This window comes from Draconibacterium sediminis (assembly GCF_000949475.1).
GTDB classification, from domain to species: Bacteria; Bacteroidota; Bacteroidia; order Bacteroidales; family Prolixibacteraceae; genus Draconibacterium; species Draconibacterium sediminis.
In genome coordinates, this window is the sequence record NZ_JRHC01000006.1 from 371,958 (window position 1) to 391,382 (window position 19,425).

The window sequence follows — 19,425 nt, forward strand, 5'->3', positions numbered from 1 at the left end:
TTTCTATCATAACAGATTTTATACTATTTTCAAACGTTGTAATATTAAGTTGTTTATACATGTTCAACTTGATTTCAAATCGACCATACTTCGCATTTATAATTTTCTTCGACAAATCATCCGAAGTAAATCTTCCTGCAAAAAGCAAAAACACATTTTTACCGGGAAAATATCGTGCACAAGGCATTTTTTAAGGGCTCCTGCATTTTCTGCGGGGCCACCATTATATTCGATTCATTTTATTAATTAACCAATAGATAGCTGCGATGGAAAATAAAATCACAAGTTTAGCCGAGTACTTTCAGAAGTACAAGGAAAGTGTGGCTGACCCCGATAATTTTTGGGGAAAAATAGCCGAAAGCCATTACTGGCGCAAAAAGTGGGACCAGATTCTCGATTACAAATTTGACGGGGATGGAGCCCCGGATGTGAATTGGTTTGTGAACGGCAAACTGAACATTACCGAGAATATTTTTGAGCGTAACATGTTTATGCGAAAAGACCAGGTTGCGATTATTTGGGAACCCAACGACCCAAAAGAACCGGAAATTAAACTGACCTATGGCGAATTGTTCGAGAAAGTAAAACAATTTGCCAACGGATTAAAAAAGATCGGCGTTGAAAAAGGCGACCGTGTTGCACTGTATCTGCCCATGGTTCCTGAGCTGGCCATTGCCATGCTGGCCTGTGCCCGAATTGGCGCCATTCACTCCATTGTTTTTGCAGGATTCTCGGCAACGGCATTGGCCGACCGTATTAACGATGCAGAGGCCAAAGTTGTAATTACTTCCGACGGTGGATTCCGCGGAACAAAATCAATTCCGCTAAAAAGTATTGCCGACGAAGCAGTTGAAAAATGTCCTTCGATAAAAACACAGGTTGTTTTAAAACGTACCGAGGAAGAAATAAAGTGGGTAGACGGCAGAGACATTTGGTGGCACGATTTGATTGCTGACATGGATTACGAAAACCAGGCAGAAACAATGGATGCCGAAGACGTACTGTTTATCCTTTACACATCAGGCTCTACCGGCAAACCAAAAGGAGTTGTACACACCACCGCCGGCTACATGGTTTATGCCGAATACACCTTTAAAAATGTATTTCAGTACAGCGATGGTGATGTTTACTGGTGTACCGCCGATATTGGCTGGGTAACCGGCCACTCGTACATTGTTTATGGTCCGCTGTTAACCGGAGCCACTTCCGTTATGTTTGAAGGTGTTCCAACCTGGCCAGACGCAGGGCGTTTCTGGGAAATCGTGGATAAATATAAAATCAACCAATTCTATACCGCCCCTACTGCGATTCGTGCACTGGTGGCACAAGGCGATGAATGGGTAACCAAACACGACCTGAGCTCGCTAAAAGTTCTGGGTACAGTTGGAGAACCCATCAACGAAGAAGCCTGGCGCTGGTACCACGACCTGGTTGGAAAAGGTCGTTGCCCGATTGTAGATACCTGGTGGCAAACCGAAACCGGCGGAATAATGATCACACCGCTGGCAGGAATTACACCTACCAAACCTTCATTGGCAACCTTGCCTCTACCTGGAGTCCAACCGGTATTACTGGATCACGAAGGAAAAGAATTGAAAGGCAACAGCGTCGAAGGAATTCTTTGCATGAAACACCCGTGGCCGGGCATGTTACGCACCACCTGGGGCGATCATCAACGATGCTACCAAACCTACTTTGCATCCTTCCCCGGCTATTACCTGACCGGAGATGGCGCTAAGCGCGACGAAGAAGGTTATTACCGCATTATCGGCCGAATTGACGATGTTATCAATGTTTCGGGACACCGTATTGGTACTGCAGAAGTGGAAGATGCCATTAACCAACATCCGAAAGTAGTTGAATCGGCTGTGGTTGGATATCCGCACGAAATTAAAGGAGCCGGCATTTACGCTTATGTTATTTGCGAAGATATGACCGATGCTGAACTGGATAATATTGAAGCAGAAATAAAGGCTACCGTAAATAAGTTTATCGGACCAATTGCCAAACCCGATAAAATCCAAATCGTAAGCGGTCTGCCAAAAACCAGGTCGGGAAAAATTATGCGACGTATTCTGCGTAAAATCGGAGAAGGCGATGCAACCAACCTTGGCGATACATCTACTTTACTTGATCCGGGCGTAGTTGAAGAAATTATCGACGGAGCAAAAGTTGAAGTTAAACGATAACTCTAAATAATAAACAGGCACCTTCTCTCGGAGGTGTCTGTTTTGTTTCTCAACCTTTTTTATTACTAAACAGACAGACAGGACTTCTTGAAAAGTGTTCCTTTTGCGGAGCATTAATCTGTTTTCAGGTCCTCAAAAAAATCCAAAGAACTAAACAAAAATGAAAGGACTAAAAATTACTAACCGATGGACTGTAGTGGTTGGAGCAATACTTATACAATTGGCTCTTGGCGCTATTTATGCATGGTCGGTATTTACCGCATTATTAACCGATCCCAACGGCGACTATGGCTTCTCAGCCACACAAACCGCCTGGGTATTTTCTATTGGTCTGGCCACATTTGCCGTGGTAATGGTTTTTGCCGGAAAATGGCAAGCCAAATCAGGGCCTACAATCGTGGCATTAACCGGCGGCCTTGTTTTAGGTGCCGGATATATTTTAGGTGGAATATTTGGAAGTTCATTTCTCGCACAACTGCTGTTTATTGGAGTATTGGGAGGTGCCGGAATCGGCCTAGCCTATGTTGTTCCAATTGCTGTTGGCGTAAAATGGTTCCCCGATAAAAAAGGATTGATAACCGGGTTGGCCGTAGCCGGTTTTGGTTTTGGCGCAACCATTTGGGTAAAACTGGCTGGTTCGTGGTTTGGCGGCCTGTTAAACACCAGCAGTGCTTTTGGCTTGCCCAGCGTGCAAAGTGTATTTGTTATTTACGGAATTGTCTTCGCTATCATGGTCGTTTTGGGCTCTCTGGTAATGGTTAATCCACCGGCAGGTTATAAACCCGAAGGTTATGAACCACCTGTTAACCATACCGCCAAAACATCGGGTGGCGTTGAGTTTGATTCCAGCCACATGCTTCGCACAAAACAATTTTATGCCATTTGGGTGGTGTTTATCTTTTCTGCCCTTGCCGGCCTGATGGTAATTTACTGCATAAAACTTTTTGGAATAGACGCACTGGAATATAACGGAATTGCAAACGCCGGAGTTATTACCGGAACTGCCATGGCATGGTACGCTATATTTAACGGGCTGGGACGAATTGTATGGGGAATGATATCCGATAAACTCGGACGAAAACGAGCCATATTTTATATGACCCTTTTTCAGGGTGTGATTATGCTGATGATCTACCACATTTTTATTCGCTTTGGTGTAACCTCGGGGTTTATTGCCAGTGCCTGTATAATTGGCTTCAATTTTGGCGGAAACTTTGCTCTGTTCCCGGCCATTACCGCCGATTTTTTTGGTAACAACACCGTTGGAAAAAACTATGGCTGGATGTTTACAGCCTACGGTTTTGCAGGAATAGCAGGCCCACAACTTGCCGGTCATTTTAAAGATTCGGCAACAGCATCATCCGGTCCGGTCGTTTGGATGGCTCCTTTTATTATTGCCGGAGTTGCCTGTTTAATTGGAAGCGTTATCATTTTACTCACGAAACCACCAAAATAGTGAATCAGAAAAAGCGTCGGCAATGGCGCTTTTTTTGTCTGCAAACACTGGGTTTAGCCTTTGTATGCTATATAACACGGCATTTTCTTATTGTTTTACAGCATAGTTTATCGCGGCCTTTTACACACAAAAGCTGTAACTGGCTAATTCAATTACCATTACACTTGCGGCCCAAATAACAGCCTGTTTCCTGAACATTTTACAACTTGGTATTTTTTCATGAAATTTATGACGGATTTCGGTCAACTATTAAAATCAACAAAATACTGACACCCGATTTAAACCAAAAAGCGAAAAAACATGGCTATAAAAAAACTCGATAGTATTTTCCGACCAAAACGAATTGCTCTGGTTGGAGTTTCAAATAATCCCGATAGTGTTGGCGGGATCACCTTACGAAATTTAGTGGGAGGAGGATTTAACGGCGTGGTCTACCCGGTAAATCCGCGGCGCGAAGCGGTTTTTGGAATTCCATGCTACCCCGATGTGAAGAGCCTGCCCAAAACCCCCGATCTGGCTGTTATTATGACCGCTGCAGATGCAGTTCCTCAATTGGTTAGGGACTGTGGTGAGGCAGGAATTCACGGAGTTATTATCATGTCGGCCGGTTTTAAGGAAGCAGGTGACGAAGGGAAAAAGCTGGAAGAGCAGGTAAAAGCTGAAAAAGCCAAATTCCCCGATATGCGAATCGTTGGTCCTAACTGTCTGGGGATACTGGTGCCGGGACTTAATATGAATGTAAGTTTCGCATCGGCCATGCCGAAAAAAGGACACGTGGCATTTATTTCGCAATCGGGCGCGCTTTGTACCTCTGTCCTCGACTGGGCGTACGAATCCAATATCGGCTTTTCCAATTTTGTTTCTATCGGTAATTCCATGGACGTCAGTTTTGGCGATCTGATCGATTATTTCGGCCAGGACCCGAACACCAAATCTATTGTTCTTTATGTTGAATCGATTGCAAATGCGAGAACATTTATGTCGGCAGCACGGGCCTTTTCGCGCGAAAAACCAATTATCGTGTACAAATCAGGTCGCTATCCCGAATCTGCTGCTGCAGCTGCATCACATACAGGGGCAATGGCTTCTGAGGATTCGGTTTACGACGCCGTATTCCGCAGAGCAGGTTTGGCACGAGTTTTCGAATTTGGAAACATCTTCGATTTTACCGATCTGGTAGGCCGTAAACGTATTCCGAAAGGAAACCGGCTGGCGATTGTTACAAATGCAGGTGGCCCGGGAGTAATGGCAACCGACTCGCTGCTTTCAATGGGTGGAAGCCTGGTGAAATTGTCGGAAGAAACCATGCAAAAACTGAATGATTACCTGCCCTCATTTTGGTCGCACGGCAACCCGGTTGATGTATTGGGAGATGCTACACCGGAACGATTTGCAAGAGCTGCAGAAATTGTTTTGGAAGATAAAGAAGTTGATGCAGTGTTGGTGTTGTTAACTCCTCAGGCAATGACTGATCCAACAGCCACGGCAAAGGCGATTGCCAATATGTCGAAAAATACAACAAAGTCGATTATGACATCCTGGTTGGGAGGAGCGGCAATGCATGAAGGTATTCAGATTCTCAACCAAAATGGCATTTCGAACTACCCGGCACCCGAGCAGGCCATTCGAGCTTTTATGACACTTTCTGATTATTCCGAAAATCAGCAAATATTATACGAAACGCCACGTGAGGTTCCGGTTTCGTTTCAGTACGACCGTAACGAACTTCGCCAGAAATACCTAACGCAGGTGTTCCCAAAAGCGAAAGTTCTGAACGAGGACGATTCGAAAATGCTGGTTAACGATTACGGAATCGACACTACGCACCCCACCCCGGCGGCTACCGAGGATGAAGCTGTAAAAATTGCCGAAAAGAAAGGTTACCCGGTGGTGCTGAAAATATACTCGCCGGATATTATCCATAAATCAGATGTTGGCGGTGTTGCCCTCAACATCGAAAACGAAGAAATGGTGCGGGCAACTTTCCGTAACATGGTAAAAATGGCAGCTGAAAAACGCCCCGATGCTAAAATTGAAGGTGTTACCGTACAAAAAATGGTGGATACAAAAGACGGTATCGAACTGATTGTAGGGACAAAAAAGGACCCGGTATTCGGAACGGTAATGTTGGTTGGCATGGGAGGTAGAACCGCCGAATTGTTTAAAGATCAACGTTTGGAATTCCCGCCGCTGAACGAGCACCTGGCGCGTCAAATGCTACGATCGCTTAAAATTTATCCGCTGCTGAATGGCTGGCGTGGCGATGCTCCTAAAAACATTGATAAACTGATCGAGGTACTTATCCGCATGTCGTACCTGGCTGCTGATTACCCCGAAATTGAAGAGCTCGACATTAATCCGCTTATCGTTACACCAAAAGATGTGATTGCGCTTGATGCCCGGATTGTAGTTGACGAAGAACTGCTGACTACTCCGGTAAAAGAATACTCGCACCTGATAATGCGCCCGTACCCGGAAAGCCTTATAAAGGAAGCGACTTTACGCGATGGAACGCCAATTACGCTGCGCCCTATACGGCCCGAAGACGAACCAAGGTGGCTTGAATTGCTGGGAAGTTGTTCAAAAGAATCCATCTACCACCGTTTCCGTTACGACTTCTATTTCGATTCGCACGAGGTGGCTTCGCAGTTCTGTTTTATCGATTACGACCGCGAAATTGCCATTGTTGCCGAACACGAGAAAGAAGACGGCAAAAAAGAGCTTATTGGTGTTGGACGATTAATTGCCGATCCCGATGTGGAAATTATGGAATACGCGGTGTTGATTACCGATAAGTGGCAGAAGAAGGAGCTTGGATTTACATTGACCAGCTACTGCCTCGAAATTGCCAAATCGCGCGGAATCAAAAAGCTGGCGGCCGAAACCACCCGCGACAATAAACCGATGATCTCCGTTTTCCGAAAACTGAATTTTAAGATCCGTTTTAACGAAGACACCACAGTAACGGTAAACAAGGAGCTGGAGCTGGAATAAAAACCTTTTACCATAAATATTGTTATCTCCCGGTAAACAGCAACGTTTCCGGGAGTTTTAACACTGATAATTCATTTGATTATATTAATAGTCATGTTTTCCGGGTTAATCCCGACTTAGTTGAGTCCATTTTTTGAGTTTCAAAAAATTGGTACGAAACTTACGTCGTTCAGAACGAATTGGGTATTTGAATGAATAGTACGGATTAAATTGTATGAGTTCTACTAAACTAACAAAATCACTGATCGATAAACTCTGGCAGGCTTCGCATCTTATCCGAAAATCGAGATATGCTGTGGCGTTTACCGGTGCCGGTATTTCTGTTGAAAGTGGAATTCCGCCATTCCGGGGCGAAAATGGTTTATGGAACACTACCCACCCTATTTTTCTTGAAATTGAATATTTTCAGAAAAAACCATTGCAATCGTGGAAAAAAATAAAGGAGATATTTTACGACAGTTTGGGTGATGCCGAACCCAATATTGCACATATTATGCTGGCAAAAATGGAAGAGCGCAGTTTTGTTGAAACCGTTGTCACACAAAACATCGACCACCTTCACCAAAAAGCCGGCAGCAAATATGTTTACGAGCTGCATGGCACCTACAGGCAGTTAATTTGTACCGAGTGCAGCTCGGAATACGACATGAGTTTTGCCGACCTGAATTACCTCCCGCCCACTTGTTTTGTTTGCAAAGGCATTTTAAAACCCGACATGGTTTTTTTTAACGAACCCATTCCGGCTTTTGCAAAAAAACGTTCGTTCGAAGAAGCTGCCAAAGCCGATGTTCTGCTGATAATCGGTACCAATGCCGAAGTTTTGCCGGCTGCAGAAATCCCGGTAGTAGCCAAAAACAACGGTGCAAAAATCATCGAAATAAACATTCGCCCCTCCCATTTTACCAATACCGTTACCGATATTTTCCTGGAAATGAAGGCAACCGAGGCCATGAGCGAGCTGGGCCGTTTATTGTATCTCTAGATACGCTGGATCAGGAAAACGTTGAACGTTGATGACGCTGATTTGGCTGAAATTCGCTGAAATTTACCTGCGGGAATCACATTAATCCGCATCATCAGCTTTCTGTTTTGTTAAAATCCTATATTTGCCCGTGCAAACCGTTTTTATAAAAAAATGAAAAAAACTTACCTTTTAGTACTACTGCTCCCACTTGTATTATTTTCGTGTTCATCGGGTAAAAAAGCGCTGCAACGCGGCGATTACTACCAGGCTATTTCAAAAGCTGTTGAACGTTTAAAATCAAATCCAACCAACGATAACGCATTAAAAGTATTAAAAGAAGGCTATCCGATGGCCGTTGAGTGGTCGCAGGAAGAAATTGATCTGACTTTAACATCAAACGAAGCGTTTAAATGGGAACGTACCATTTCAGTAATGAAACGGGTAAATGCCATGAGCGACCGGATAAGAAGCACACCGGCAGCACGCAAAATATTTCCAGATCCGAAAACATACACTTCGGAATTAAATATGGCCTACGAAAAAGCGGCCGAAGACCGATACCAGGCCGGATTGCATTTTATGGAACAGGAAACACGCGAAAGTGCACGAACAGCCTACACTCATTTTGACAGAGCTGACCAATGGATACAGGGTTATAAAGACACCCACGAAAAAATGGCCATTGCCAAAGAACTGGCAACCGTTAATGTAGTTGTTGAGGCAGTTACGGTACGCACAAAAGTATACGAACTTAGTTCAGAGTTCTTTTACAACCAGGTGTTTGAATACCTGAATAATCAATACCCGTCGCATGGTTTTGTAAACTTTTTTTCGCCAAAACAGGCCGAAAATTTTGAGTTAAACCCTGACTTTGTGGTACGCATGGAATTTTACGATTTTTCGGTGGGTAACCTGGTGCGCAGCGAAAAAGAAGAAAGCCTTACCAAAAAGGTAAAAGTACCGCTTACCGACAGTACTTTTGTAAATAAAACCTACCATGCGAAATTGAAAACGTATACCGACGAAGTTATTTCGGGTGGCCGCCTTAACTACCGCATTGTTGATTTTCAGAACGATAAATTGTTGCGCGACAACCTTATTCCCGGCAATTTTAACTGGGTAAACCAATATGCCATTTTTGCCGGCGACGAACAGGCCTTAAGTGATGCACAATTCGCACTTACGCAACAAAAAGCTGTGCCCCTGCCACCACATCAGGATTTGTTTATTGAGTTTACTAGGCCGATATACAACCAACTTACCAACGAGTTAAATAGCTTTTTCAGGCGGTACAGGTAAGAAACTTTAACAATATTGAACAGGTGAGCCGAAGTCTCCTGATGAAAAAAACTCCTCCTGCAAATTCCTTGCAAGAGGAGCCAACTACCGCTCCTGAAACCCATGGATTAAATCAATTAAGATTGGATTACAGTTGCAAGTTGTGTCGGTAAGATTTCACATTAATATCTTTTCCTGATAGTATTAAAACATATATTCATGTTCGTCTTTTACATTCTTTTGCGAATAAGAGCTAAGCACAACGAATGTCATTAAAAAAGGCCAGTCATTAATATTTTTAAAGTCTTCATATTTGTAATTTTTAGTTTTTAATACTGTCAACATTTAAGAAAACTATTTCAATAATTGCTTTGCGGACAAATGCCCTTTGGAAAGTCCAGAGTTTGACTTGCCCAGTCAAAATCAAAAAACATTATTACATGAGTGCCTTTATCCCCTTTCGCATGAATGTGCATGCTAAATGTATCATACTCACCATTTTCATCGAAAAATACTTTTGTCTGGTCGTTTATCTTAAATGTCTCACCTGTTTGCTCACTTGTAATTGTTAATTTGGTATGTACAATAAACCATACAAACTGACCATCAATCATATGAGCTGTTATGTGTATATTTTGACCAGTTACATCAGGCACATATAAAAAATCAACCGTTTCACCATCACAAATAACCGGTGTATAATATTCACCCGTCATTTCAAAATTTATGGTTTTGGAATCTGCCGATTTCAGTTGAAGATCAGAAGAATTATCTTCGTAGAGTTCTTCATCTTTAATGCAACCTGCCAGCAGGCCAGCAAAGATGAACATCAGAAATAGTAGTTTGAACGTTTTCATAATCGTACTTTTTTATCGTTAAACATGAGGATTGAAGTTGATTTAATCCACCAATAAATTAGGAATAAGGAGCGTAGAATATTAAGAAATTATTGTTCGAAGATTGAAACTATTGTTCAATGCTTTGAATTATAGTTTGGAACAAAAGCCCCTACTATAAATTTATCGTAAGGGGAACTGGTCAATTGAAATCCTTTAAATCAAATGTAGGTTGGATTACAATAAGTTTTTGAACTGCCTAATTGCCCATCAGAATTTGATTCTTAATCAGATTATCGGAGTTAGTAATTTGATGGTTTTCATCATTTTTTGACAAACTGAAACTGGTTCTTCTTACAATGAAAAAAGGGCGCCCTCCTTAGGCACCCCTCAACTTATATCGGAACTACAAAATATTTCTTCTCTAGCGGAATCCGAAACTAATACCACCATTATAACTTACATAATTGGCTTTACTGATGGAGCCAAAAAGGCTAAAAAATGCCAGTTTTAAACGAAAGCCTGCATCAATTCCTATGTAATTATCTTTATAACTTAAGGCTATCGGGTCTTCTTCCTCGGTCATGGCATTTATCAATAAATCTTCTATGTTCGTAAAATCCGTGCCCAATTTCGCTGGATCAGGAACCGGGTATTTTCCCAGAATATCAAATGTAGTTTTACTGGAGTTACCGGTAAGCGATCCGAAAAATGTAATTAGCGCAAGCTTTTTCGAAACGATTAAGCCGTACTTCATATTTTTGGTTGCAAATTCTCCTTTTTGATTTGGATCCTGTACATATCCTGCAGGATTTGGAACACCGTAAGCAGTATAGTCGAAATCGATTCCTGACTCACCGCTGATATTCGAATACGCCCCAAACAGCGCAACATCCATTGGCAAATGTTTGATAACCGGCAGCGACTCGCGGATATTATGCTTGAAGCCCAGGCCCCATAGTCCGGCCTCTGCGTCTTCGTTGTCAATTTCAAACTCCACTTTGGGCACGTAACGGAAAATTACATCGGTATTAGGTAACAAACCAAATGTAGCCTGAATAATAGGAACCGGAACAACATCAACATCGCTCCCACCGGGCGTAGAAAAATATTCTATCGGTATGGTTTGACCATTAATATCGGCGTCAAAATACAGACTTACTCCATCGCCGCCACCGGCAGCGGTTGATGCGATACTCTGCCCATTCTGCGCATACAAATATTGCAATCCCAGCCCGTTTACGTCGAAGGTTTTATCCGCCGCCGGAACTTTGAACGCACTAACTGAAAAGGCCAGATCGAATCCCCACAACTTATGTGTTTCGGCAGTATAGTACCATGAATTATTCATCCCTACACCAAGACCTTTGCCATAAGGTTCAAGGTATGCCTCAATCAACAGATTAGCATCATGTATTCCAAATCGTAGCATATTTGCTACATCCGATTGGGCATGAGAAAATTTAAAGCCTGCCAGGGCTATCAGCGTAACAAGAAAAATCTTTTTCATAACCATTGTGATAGATTACTAATTCGGTAAATCAATATTTCACTACGTGTAACTAAACTAAAATATCGCTTAATCTTAATACCTATTTATACTATAAACACAGAATTTTACTAAATCGTATCAATTTCTCTTTTTTTTATACAGAAAACGATATCCAGAGTATTGATTTTCTGGAGGTCCATATTCAGAAAACCGCAAGTTCAAACCCAATGACTAAGGTTTTCCTTTTATCTTTGACAACACAAAAACCGAACAATATGAAAGCAGCAGTTCTTACAAAATACAACCAGGTTGAATGGAAAGAGGTTGAAAAACCGGCCTGCAAACCGGGAGAAGTTTTAATAAAAGTAAATTTTGGCTGTATTTGCGGTAGCGATCAGCACATTCACACCGGTGAGTTCCATCCACGAACAACACTCCCATTAATAATGGGGCACGAGTTTGGCGGCGTGGTAAGTGAAGTGGGCGAAGGTGTTAGCGGCTGGCAGGTGGGCGATAAGGTTGCCCCCGATCCCATTATCTGGTGCGGAAAATGCCCGGCCTGTTTAAAAGGCCATTATCCGGCGTGTACAAGCTTAAAACTTATCGGTATTGACATGGACGGTGGTTTTTGTGAATACGTTTCGCTGCCTCCTTCTATGTTGTACAAAGTGCCCGCCAATATTCCCGACGAACATGTGGCGCTGGTTGAGGTTTTAAGTATCGGTTGCCACGCCAAAAACCGCGCAAACGTTCAGGAAAACGACAGCATTGTTATTTGGGGATCGGGGAAAATTGGTTTGTGCATTTTACAGGCCGTACGTACGGTTACTGACAATACCGTTTTTATGGTTGATATTATTGACGAGCGGCTGGCAATCGGGCCCAAATACTACGAGAATGTTGTGCCGATAAATGCCAAAAATGAAGATCCGGTTGAACGTATTAAACAAGAAACCGATGGCAAAGGTGTTGACATTGCTTTTGAAGCGGTTGGTCATCCTGAAGCCATTGCGAACAGTGTAAATCCGGTTACAGGCTGCATCCGATCGATTGTTGGCGGAGGGAAAGTTTGTGTGCTGGGACTGGCAGCCGAACCTACCGATGTGGTTTTTCGCGAACTGATATGGAAAGAAGGGACTATTGTAACATCGCGCGTTAGCCACGGCGAATTTGCCGAAGCAATTGAGCACCTGAAAAATAACCGTTTAAAACCGGAGGCGCTGATTTCGCAGGTTCTTCATGGTTCTGAAACGCAAAAAGGTTTTGAACTGTTGAAGGAAAATCCGGCTGAAAACATAAAAATCCTGCTTGATTTTAACGCGGCTGAATAAAAATTGCATCATAAATTTTAACAAACAGAACGCATAAAATTTGTATGACAAGTTACAAATTTTACTAAATTTGTTTTTTTCAAACTGATATGACAACTACAAATAAATTCAACCAACTCAAAGCCCAACTCGAGGGCGATCTTTTTATCGATAACGTACAGCGGGTGCTCTACTCCACCGATGCATCGCAATACAAAGAAATGCCGTTGGCTGTTACCAAACCCAAAACTAAGGACGATATTAAAAAGATCATTGCCTTTGCCCGCGAGAACAATACCAGTATTATTCCTCGTGGAGCAGGTACCTCGCTGGCCGGACAGGTTGTTGGAAACGGAATTGTTGTAGACGTTTCGAAATACATGAATAAAATTCTGGATTTCAACAAAGACGAGAATTATGTAATTGTTGAACCCGGTGTTGTGTTGGCAGAACTGAACCAGTTTTTAGCGCCACACGGTATGCAGTTTGGCCCAGAAACCTCAACAGCCAACCGCTGTGTTATTGGTGGAATGCTGGGAAATAATTCGTGTGGTTTGCATTCCTTGGTTTATGGTAGTGTGCGCGAGCACGTTTTGGAAGTTGATGCGATTTTGTCTGATGGTTCGGAAACGATTTTTAAGACGCTGAGTAAAAAAGAATTTCAGCAAAAATCAAATGGTAATCCCAATAAACTGGAAAAAGCAATTTACACAAATATCAATGAATTACTTTCAAACAAAGAGAACCAGGAGGAAATCAAAAAGAATTTCCCCGATCCAAAGCTTACCCGGCGAAACATGGGTTATGCCATTGATGAATTGATGTATGCCGATCCGTTTACAGAAGGTGGCGGAGAATTCAATTTCTGTAAACTTTTAGCCGGATCTGAAGGAACACTGGCTTTCTCAACAAGAATTAAATTAAATATCATCCCACTTCCTCCAAAATTCAAAGGGCTTGTTTGTGCGCATTTTGAAACACTGGAAGAATCGTTACACGCCAACCTCATAGCGTTGAAATACAAACCAACGGCCATTGAATTAATGGACGATCCGGTAATGCAGGCAGCCAAACAAAACATCGAGCAAGCCAAAAACCGCTTTTTTGTAAAAGGCGATCCGGGTGCGATGCTGATGATTGAATTTTCGTTTGAAACCGAAAAAGAATTAACTGATACGGCAGCTGCGCTTGAAAAAGAGTTAAAAGAAGCCGGACTGGGTTATCATTATCCACTGGTAACCGGTGCCGATAAAATAAAACGCGTGTGGTCATTGCGTACGGCCGGACTGGGTTTACTGGCTAATATTCCGGGCGACAGAAAAGGAGTACCAGGAATTGAAGATACAGCTGTACATCCCGAGCATATACCTGCCTACGTGGCTGATATAAAAGTTGTGTTGAAAAAACTGGGATTAGACAGCGTGTTTTACGCCCACATTGCCACCGGCGAAATTCACTTCCGCCCGCTTATCAACTTCAAAGATCCAAAAGATGTAGAGCTATTTGACACCTTGATGAACGAGGTAGCGGCGCTGGTAAAAAAATACCGCGGCTCAATGAGTGGCGAGCATGGCGATGGACGGGTACGTGGTAAATTCATACCGTTTATGCTGGGCGAACGCTGTTACGAAATGGTAAAATCGGTAAAAAAAGCCTGGGACCCGGATAACATTTTTAACCCGGGAAAGATTGTTGATACACCCCCCATTACCGAAAATCTGCGTGTGATTCCCGGCAAAGCTATTCCCGAAACCGATACCTACTTTGATTTCTCGAAAAACAAAGGTTATTTCCGTACTATTGAAAAATGTAACGGATCGGGCGATTGCCGGAAAAGTGAAGCGATTGGTGGCACCCTCTGCCCTACTTTTATGGCTACCCGCGACGAGGACAAAAGCACCCGCGGACGTGCCAACATCCTGCGCGAATTTTTGTACAACAACGAAAAAAAGAACCTGTTCGACCACCAGGAGATTTACGATATTTTAAGCCTGTGTATCTCGTGTAAGGCCTGTAAAAGCGAGTGCCCGAGTAATGTGGACATGGCTAAATTAAAAGCCGAATTCCTGCAGAATTATTATGATTTGCATGGAATTCCGATGCGCTCGCGCCTAATTGGTTACCTGCCACGTTTAAACAAACTGGCTATGGTTTTCCGCCCCATTTCAAACTTTATGATGAGCACTTCGCTGTTAAAAAGTGCCATTGGTTTCTCAACCTTACGTACCCTTCCGGCACTGTCGAAAATTACCTTAAACCGCTGGGTTGAAAACGGAATTCCCTTACCCGAGGCAGCAACAAAAGGCAAAATTTACCTTTTTAACGATGAATTTACCAACTACAACGAAAGCGATATTGGTATTAAAGCCATTCTGCTGTTAACCAAACTGGGTTACGAGGTAAAAATTCCGCAAACCAAAGAAAGCGGACGTACTTTCCTTTCGAAAGGTATGGTGCGGACTTCGAAAAAAGTGGCTACCGAAAATATCAAGCTGTTACAAGATATTATTACCGACGAAACACCATTGGTTGGAATTGAACCTTCGGCCATACTGGCTTTCCGCGATGAATACCCGGAATTGGTTGAAAAAGACCTGCAACCGGCTGCTGATAAGCTGGCAAAAAATGCCCTTCTTTTTGAAGAGTTTATCGCCGCCGAGATTGAAAAAGGTAATATTACAGAAGCAGATTTTACCACCGAAGAACAACATATTTTATTGCACGGACACTGCCAGCAAAAAGCAGTGGCATCAACCGAACCGTCGAAAAAAATGTTGTCGTTGCCCAAAAACTATTTTGTAAAGGAAATTCCATCAGGCTGTTGTGGTATGGCAGGCTCTTTTGGTTACGAAAAAGAACATTACGAGCTTTCGATGCAAATTGGCGAGTTGGTGCTTTTCCCTGCTGTGCGCAAGGCTAAAGAGGATTATATAATTTCGGCACCTGGAACTTCCTGCCGCCACCATATAAAAGACGGAACCGGGAAACCGGCCTTGCATCCGGTGGAGGTGCTTTACGGTGCGCTGAAGTAGTTTTGTGAAAATCGACTCAGAATTATCGTCATTTTTATATTGCTGAATAAAATAGTTTATCCCAATTTGAAACAAATCAAAACATAATAAAAATTGTGCCAAGTACGTAAATCATTTTTTTCTTTTGAGTAGCCCCTGGATACCTAAGATTTCAGATTAATTTTCGTTGCGAAACATAATCTCAAATTCGGACAAGGCATCAACCTTAATTAACAATAATACTATTATCTTGATCACGCCTTAAAAACCTTATTAATAGGGTTTATCGAATCGAATATTGGACAAATACTTGTTAATTTTTATAAACTCAAAAACAAAAAAAGATGAAAAAATTGGTTTACATGGCCGTGTTGACTTTACTTTCAGCAGCCGGCATTTTCTGGAGTTGCCAGAAAGACGAAACACTCACAAATCCAGAAGAAGGAGTTATGCTGAAAAAAGCAAAAATAGCTGAAGCAGAAGACTTAGTTACCTGGGATCCTGAAATTTGCGCGGGAGTGGAACATGAATTTATCATCGATACAGAAGTTGGGACTAATGTTCAGGTTCAACAATTGGCAGATGGAGAATGGATTCAGGTTTTTCAAATGAGTAAAACTACCGATGATCCCCAAAAGTTCTATTTAACTTTTGAAACAGAAGGTGAGTACGAGTTACGTTTTAAAGTGGGTAGTGGAGGTTATTCCTATCAAACACTTATTGTTGAGAACTGCGAAATGTGTGACGATGCTTCATTTTCATATCAAACTGAAAATAATCTGGATATCGTTTTTTCATACAACCATAACGATGAAGCCGAAATTACAATCGTATTTACATTTCCGCAGGTCGAAAATCTAGAACTAAATGATGAAGAAAACTATGAAGCACCAGACGGAAAAGTATATTCTGTAAATAATCCAAAGAACCAAACTGTATTTACCTGGACAGGAGAAATTAGCTGTAAAGCCAGCGAACCAACCACATTTGAATTTAGCTTTGTACCTGATTGTGGTTCTGGCAATGCTAAAGACGAACAAGCGGTTATTTGGACTGACACAAAAATTATTGCAATCGATGGAGAGCAAGTAATAACGACTGAAGACGATCCGAGTACACCGGATATTGATGAAACAGTAATCGGTTATTCAATAAAAGGTGACCTTTCAAATATCGTTTACACCGGCTGTTCTAATTAACAAAATAGAAAATGACCTAACTAAGGTTGATTTGATAAAATATTCTAAAACCGTTGAGGCTTGCTTCAGCGGTTTTATTTTTGTCGTAACCGAAGTCCCTAGCACGCCGTCAATTCATAACTTCCATTATTATCCATTTAACTATTCTTATCTGGATCAATTCCAAATTTTCAATAAAACACTATAAATCAATAATAAACCCCTCTCCTTTTCGTAACTTATCATCATCGTTAGATTATTACATTATCCGAACTGTATCACCATGAAAAAAGCAGTTTCATAAATAATAGTTCGACGATGAAGTGATCAATGGAAAAATTATCCATGAATAAAAAATAAGGAAAGCATAAAAAGGCATAGGCAATTATGCCTTTTTATGTTCATTGAATTGAATTGCACCGACTTTGAGCACCGGATTTTACCCAAATAAATGCTTTTTCGCTTAATTTTCTCAAAGTCCTCTATTACACGGCAGTAACGCACTTGGCGAGTTTTTAACAAATATTGCTAAAGGTTTCGGGGTTAATCGTTAAAAACTTTTAAACAGAATTGAATACCAACTATTTACAAAAAGGATATATTGCCCTTGACATGCTGTACATTACACATCGACAAGTTCGAGTGTGGAGAGAGATCAAGAAGGAAAAAAGTCTTTGGTTTTTGGACGCTTCAAAAGACTTCTGTTGGAAGTAATACTTCTAATCCGACAGCAACTTCCGAATTTTTATCAAACCCTTTTAATAATTAGAAAGAGTCGTATTAACCGGCTCTCCTAAAGGATAGGTTCTTATTGAAAAACACAACAAAAATTAAATCGATGAAAGCAAAGGTATTATTCGGAATATTTGTACTAACAAGCACATTTTTGGGAGGTTGTATAGATGTAGATCTGATGAACTCAAAGGAAGAAATGGAGTCCGTGGAGACGAGTTTCATCACAGAATATTCCTATTTAAAAAATGGAGTTATCGAAGAACAAATACCCCTTCAACTTAAAAATAAAGAACAGGTTGGTACAATGAGGGTAAGCAACGATGCGAATACTTTAACGGTAAAAATTACAGGGAATTCAGATTTTAATATTGAAGAAGTACAGCTTTGGGTAGGCACCGATATCGGTGAAGTTCCTTCCAATATCAAAAACAGGCCAATTCCTGGTAAGTTCCGGTATAAATTATCCGGCCAAACTGAATACCAGTTCAATATTTCGAAAGAAGAAATTGCTTTAAATTACGATTTCGGGGAAGGAACCGAAATTTACCTTTTTGCTCATGCCGTGGTTATTAATGCAAATACAGGATACTTGGAATCAGCATGGAGCAAAGGAGATAATCTTCCTGATACACCCGACGATGCAATTTCCTACTCTACCTATACCCCTGTTGGTGGAGGAGGCTGTTTCCCTCATTTAGCATTTTGTGGCGAAATGATTAATGGTACCTATTATTACGACATAAATAAAGAAATTGAAAACATGGTTGCTGATAATGGAGAAATCATCGGTACGGTTTCGTATATCGATCAACAGATCAGGTTTTTTTTCGATCAGGCCTGGATGTTTTCCGGTAACACCCCGGAGGTTGTTATCACGGGTTATAATAAGCCCGGAGGCAAAGCTTTCGAGGTATATAGCGGAAATCCATTAGCTCCATATCCTCCTATGTATTATTACTATGGTCCTTTAACGAAATACAATTATTATGCAGTAGAACTGAATGTTCAGAATTGTATTACATCTAATTAGATAAAGTTTAACTGTCAACCATTTTTTGTTCTGAATGTTGAAAATTGCATATATTAGGACAATGAACAGTTTTTGGAACGAAAGATACAGCGCAACAGAATATGCCTATGGAGAAGCGCCAAACGAATTTTTAAAAGAACAATTGCCGCAACTTCAGCCGGGCAAAGTACTGTTTCCGGCAGAAGGCGAAGGACGCAATGCAGTATTTGCGGCAACATTAGGTTGGGAAGTAACAGCTTTTGACCCCAGTAGTGAGGGAAAAAGAAAAGCACTGCTTCTTTCCGATAAACATAATGTAAGCATCAATTACCAGGTAACTGATTATAAAAATGCGGATTTTGAAAAAGAGTATTTTGATTGTATTTGTTTGACATATGTACATATGCCGGAAAATATGCGAAACCAGGTACACCAAAAATTAGCGTCTTATTTAAAACCCGGAGGCACTTTAATTCTTGAAGGTTTTTCGAAAGAACAAATAAACAAAAATACGGGAGGCCCTAAAGATATCGGCTTTCTTTTCGATGAAAAAGAATTAAAAAATGACTTTAAAAATTTTAGTACACTAACAACATATAAAACCGATATAGAACTGGATGAAGGCCTCTATCACCGCGGTCTCGCGTCAATTATCAGGTTAAAAGGAGTTAAGTAACAACCTTGATTTTCGGGCACATTATAAACCACCAAAGAAAACTCCTATAAATAAAATTAAACAATTTCACCCTGTTAAACGTATAGTATTTACAATCAGAACTTTCTACTGAGCAAATTGAATCGTTTTTTGGAAATATATTTTTACGAACGAACCAAAAGTTTTAATTTTACTTAAAAATAAGAAAGAGGAAGAAAAAAGAGTTTCAATTTTTTGTTTACAAGCAGGTATTTATTTATACTTGCACACGATTTCAAAAGAAAATCACCCTCCTCGTCAATTGTTCCAAGTATTTTT

The 19,425-nt window shown here is 41.4% G+C and carries 12 protein-coding genes; 10 read left to right on the forward strand and 2 right to left on the reverse strand.

Features of this window, described 5'->3' with window-relative positions; translation table 11 throughout:
• Nucleotides 1–266: 266 nt before the first annotated feature.
• From acs to LH29_RS20505, 5 genes are all read left to right on the forward strand, one after another.
• A complete protein-coding gene (gene acs / locus LH29_RS20485) occupies nucleotides 267–2,189 on the forward strand; it encodes an acetate--CoA ligase (protein WP_045033152.1) in 1,923 nt (640 codons plus the stop codon).
• A 160-nt stretch (nucleotides 2,190–2,349) separates the two neighbouring features.
• Entirely contained in the window at nucleotides 2,350–3,645 is a 1,296-nt protein-coding gene (locus tag LH29_RS20490) for an L-lactate MFS transporter (protein ID WP_045033153.1), read from the forward strand.
• A gap of 300 nt (nucleotides 3,646–3,945) precedes the next feature.
• Nucleotides 3,946–6,639, forward strand: coding sequence for a bifunctional acetate--CoA ligase family protein/GNAT family N-acetyltransferase (locus tag LH29_RS20495; RefSeq protein WP_045033154.1), 2,694 nt, complete (start codon nucleotides 3,946–3,948; stop codon nucleotides 6,637–6,639).
• Nucleotides 6,640–6,853: 214 nt separating this feature from the next.
• On the forward strand, nucleotides 6,854–7,621 hold the full coding sequence (locus LH29_RS20500; RefSeq protein ID WP_045033155.1) for an SIR2 family NAD-dependent protein deacylase: 768 nt from the start codon (nucleotides 6,854–6,856) through the stop codon (nucleotides 7,619–7,621).
• 153 nt (nucleotides 7,622–7,774) lie between these two features.
• Entirely contained in the window at nucleotides 7,775–8,902 is a 1,128-nt protein-coding gene (locus LH29_RS20505; RefSeq protein WP_045033156.1) for a hypothetical protein, read from the forward strand.
• A gap of 338 nt (nucleotides 8,903–9,240) precedes the next feature.
• On the opposite strand, the gene LH29_RS20510 is transcribed toward LH29_RS20505, so the two are convergent.
• Together LH29_RS20510 and LH29_RS20515 are read right to left on the reverse strand one after the other, a co-directional pair.
• Nucleotides 9,241–9,738 carry a hypothetical protein gene (locus LH29_RS20510; RefSeq protein WP_157493778.1) on the reverse strand — a complete coding sequence of 166 codons (498 nt, stop codon included), beginning with the start codon at nucleotides 9,736–9,738 and terminating at the stop codon, nucleotides 9,241–9,243.
• A 403-nt stretch (nucleotides 9,739–10,141) separates the two neighbouring features.
• Entirely contained in the window at nucleotides 10,142–11,227 is a 1,086-nt protein-coding gene (locus LH29_RS20515) for a DUF6588 family protein (protein ID WP_157493779.1), read from the reverse strand.
• A gap of 257 nt (nucleotides 11,228–11,484) precedes the next feature.
• Here LH29_RS20515 and LH29_RS20520 point away from each other — a divergent pair, with 257 nt between their 5' ends.
• From LH29_RS20520 to LH29_RS20540, 5 genes are all read left to right on the forward strand, one after another.
• Nucleotides 11,485–12,540: a zinc-dependent alcohol dehydrogenase gene (locus LH29_RS20520; protein ID WP_045033159.1), complete on the forward strand. Its 1,056-nt coding sequence runs from the start codon at nucleotides 11,485–11,487 to the stop codon at nucleotides 12,538–12,540.
• A gap of 89 nt (nucleotides 12,541–12,629) precedes the next feature.
• Nucleotides 12,630–15,551, forward strand: coding sequence for an FAD-binding and (Fe-S)-binding domain-containing protein (locus LH29_RS20525; protein ID WP_045033160.1), 2,922 nt, complete (start codon nucleotides 12,630–12,632; stop codon nucleotides 15,549–15,551).
• Between the two features lie 323 nt (nucleotides 15,552–15,874).
• Complete coding sequence (locus tag LH29_RS20530) at nucleotides 15,875–16,729, forward strand: hypothetical protein (RefSeq protein WP_045033161.1); 855 nt, start codon at nucleotides 15,875–15,877, stop codon at nucleotides 16,727–16,729.
• Nucleotides 16,730–17,546: 817 nt separating this feature from the next.
• Nucleotides 17,547–18,473: a hypothetical protein gene (locus tag LH29_RS20535; RefSeq protein WP_045033162.1), complete on the forward strand. Its 927-nt coding sequence runs from the start codon at nucleotides 17,547–17,549 to the stop codon at nucleotides 18,471–18,473.
• A 61-nt stretch (nucleotides 18,474–18,534) separates the two neighbouring features.
• Nucleotides 18,535–19,128 carry a class I SAM-dependent methyltransferase gene (locus LH29_RS20540; RefSeq protein WP_045033163.1) on the forward strand — a complete coding sequence of 198 codons (594 nt, stop codon included), beginning with the start codon at nucleotides 18,535–18,537 and terminating at the stop codon, nucleotides 19,126–19,128.
• The last annotated feature ends 297 nt before the right edge of the window (nucleotides 19,129–19,425 follow it).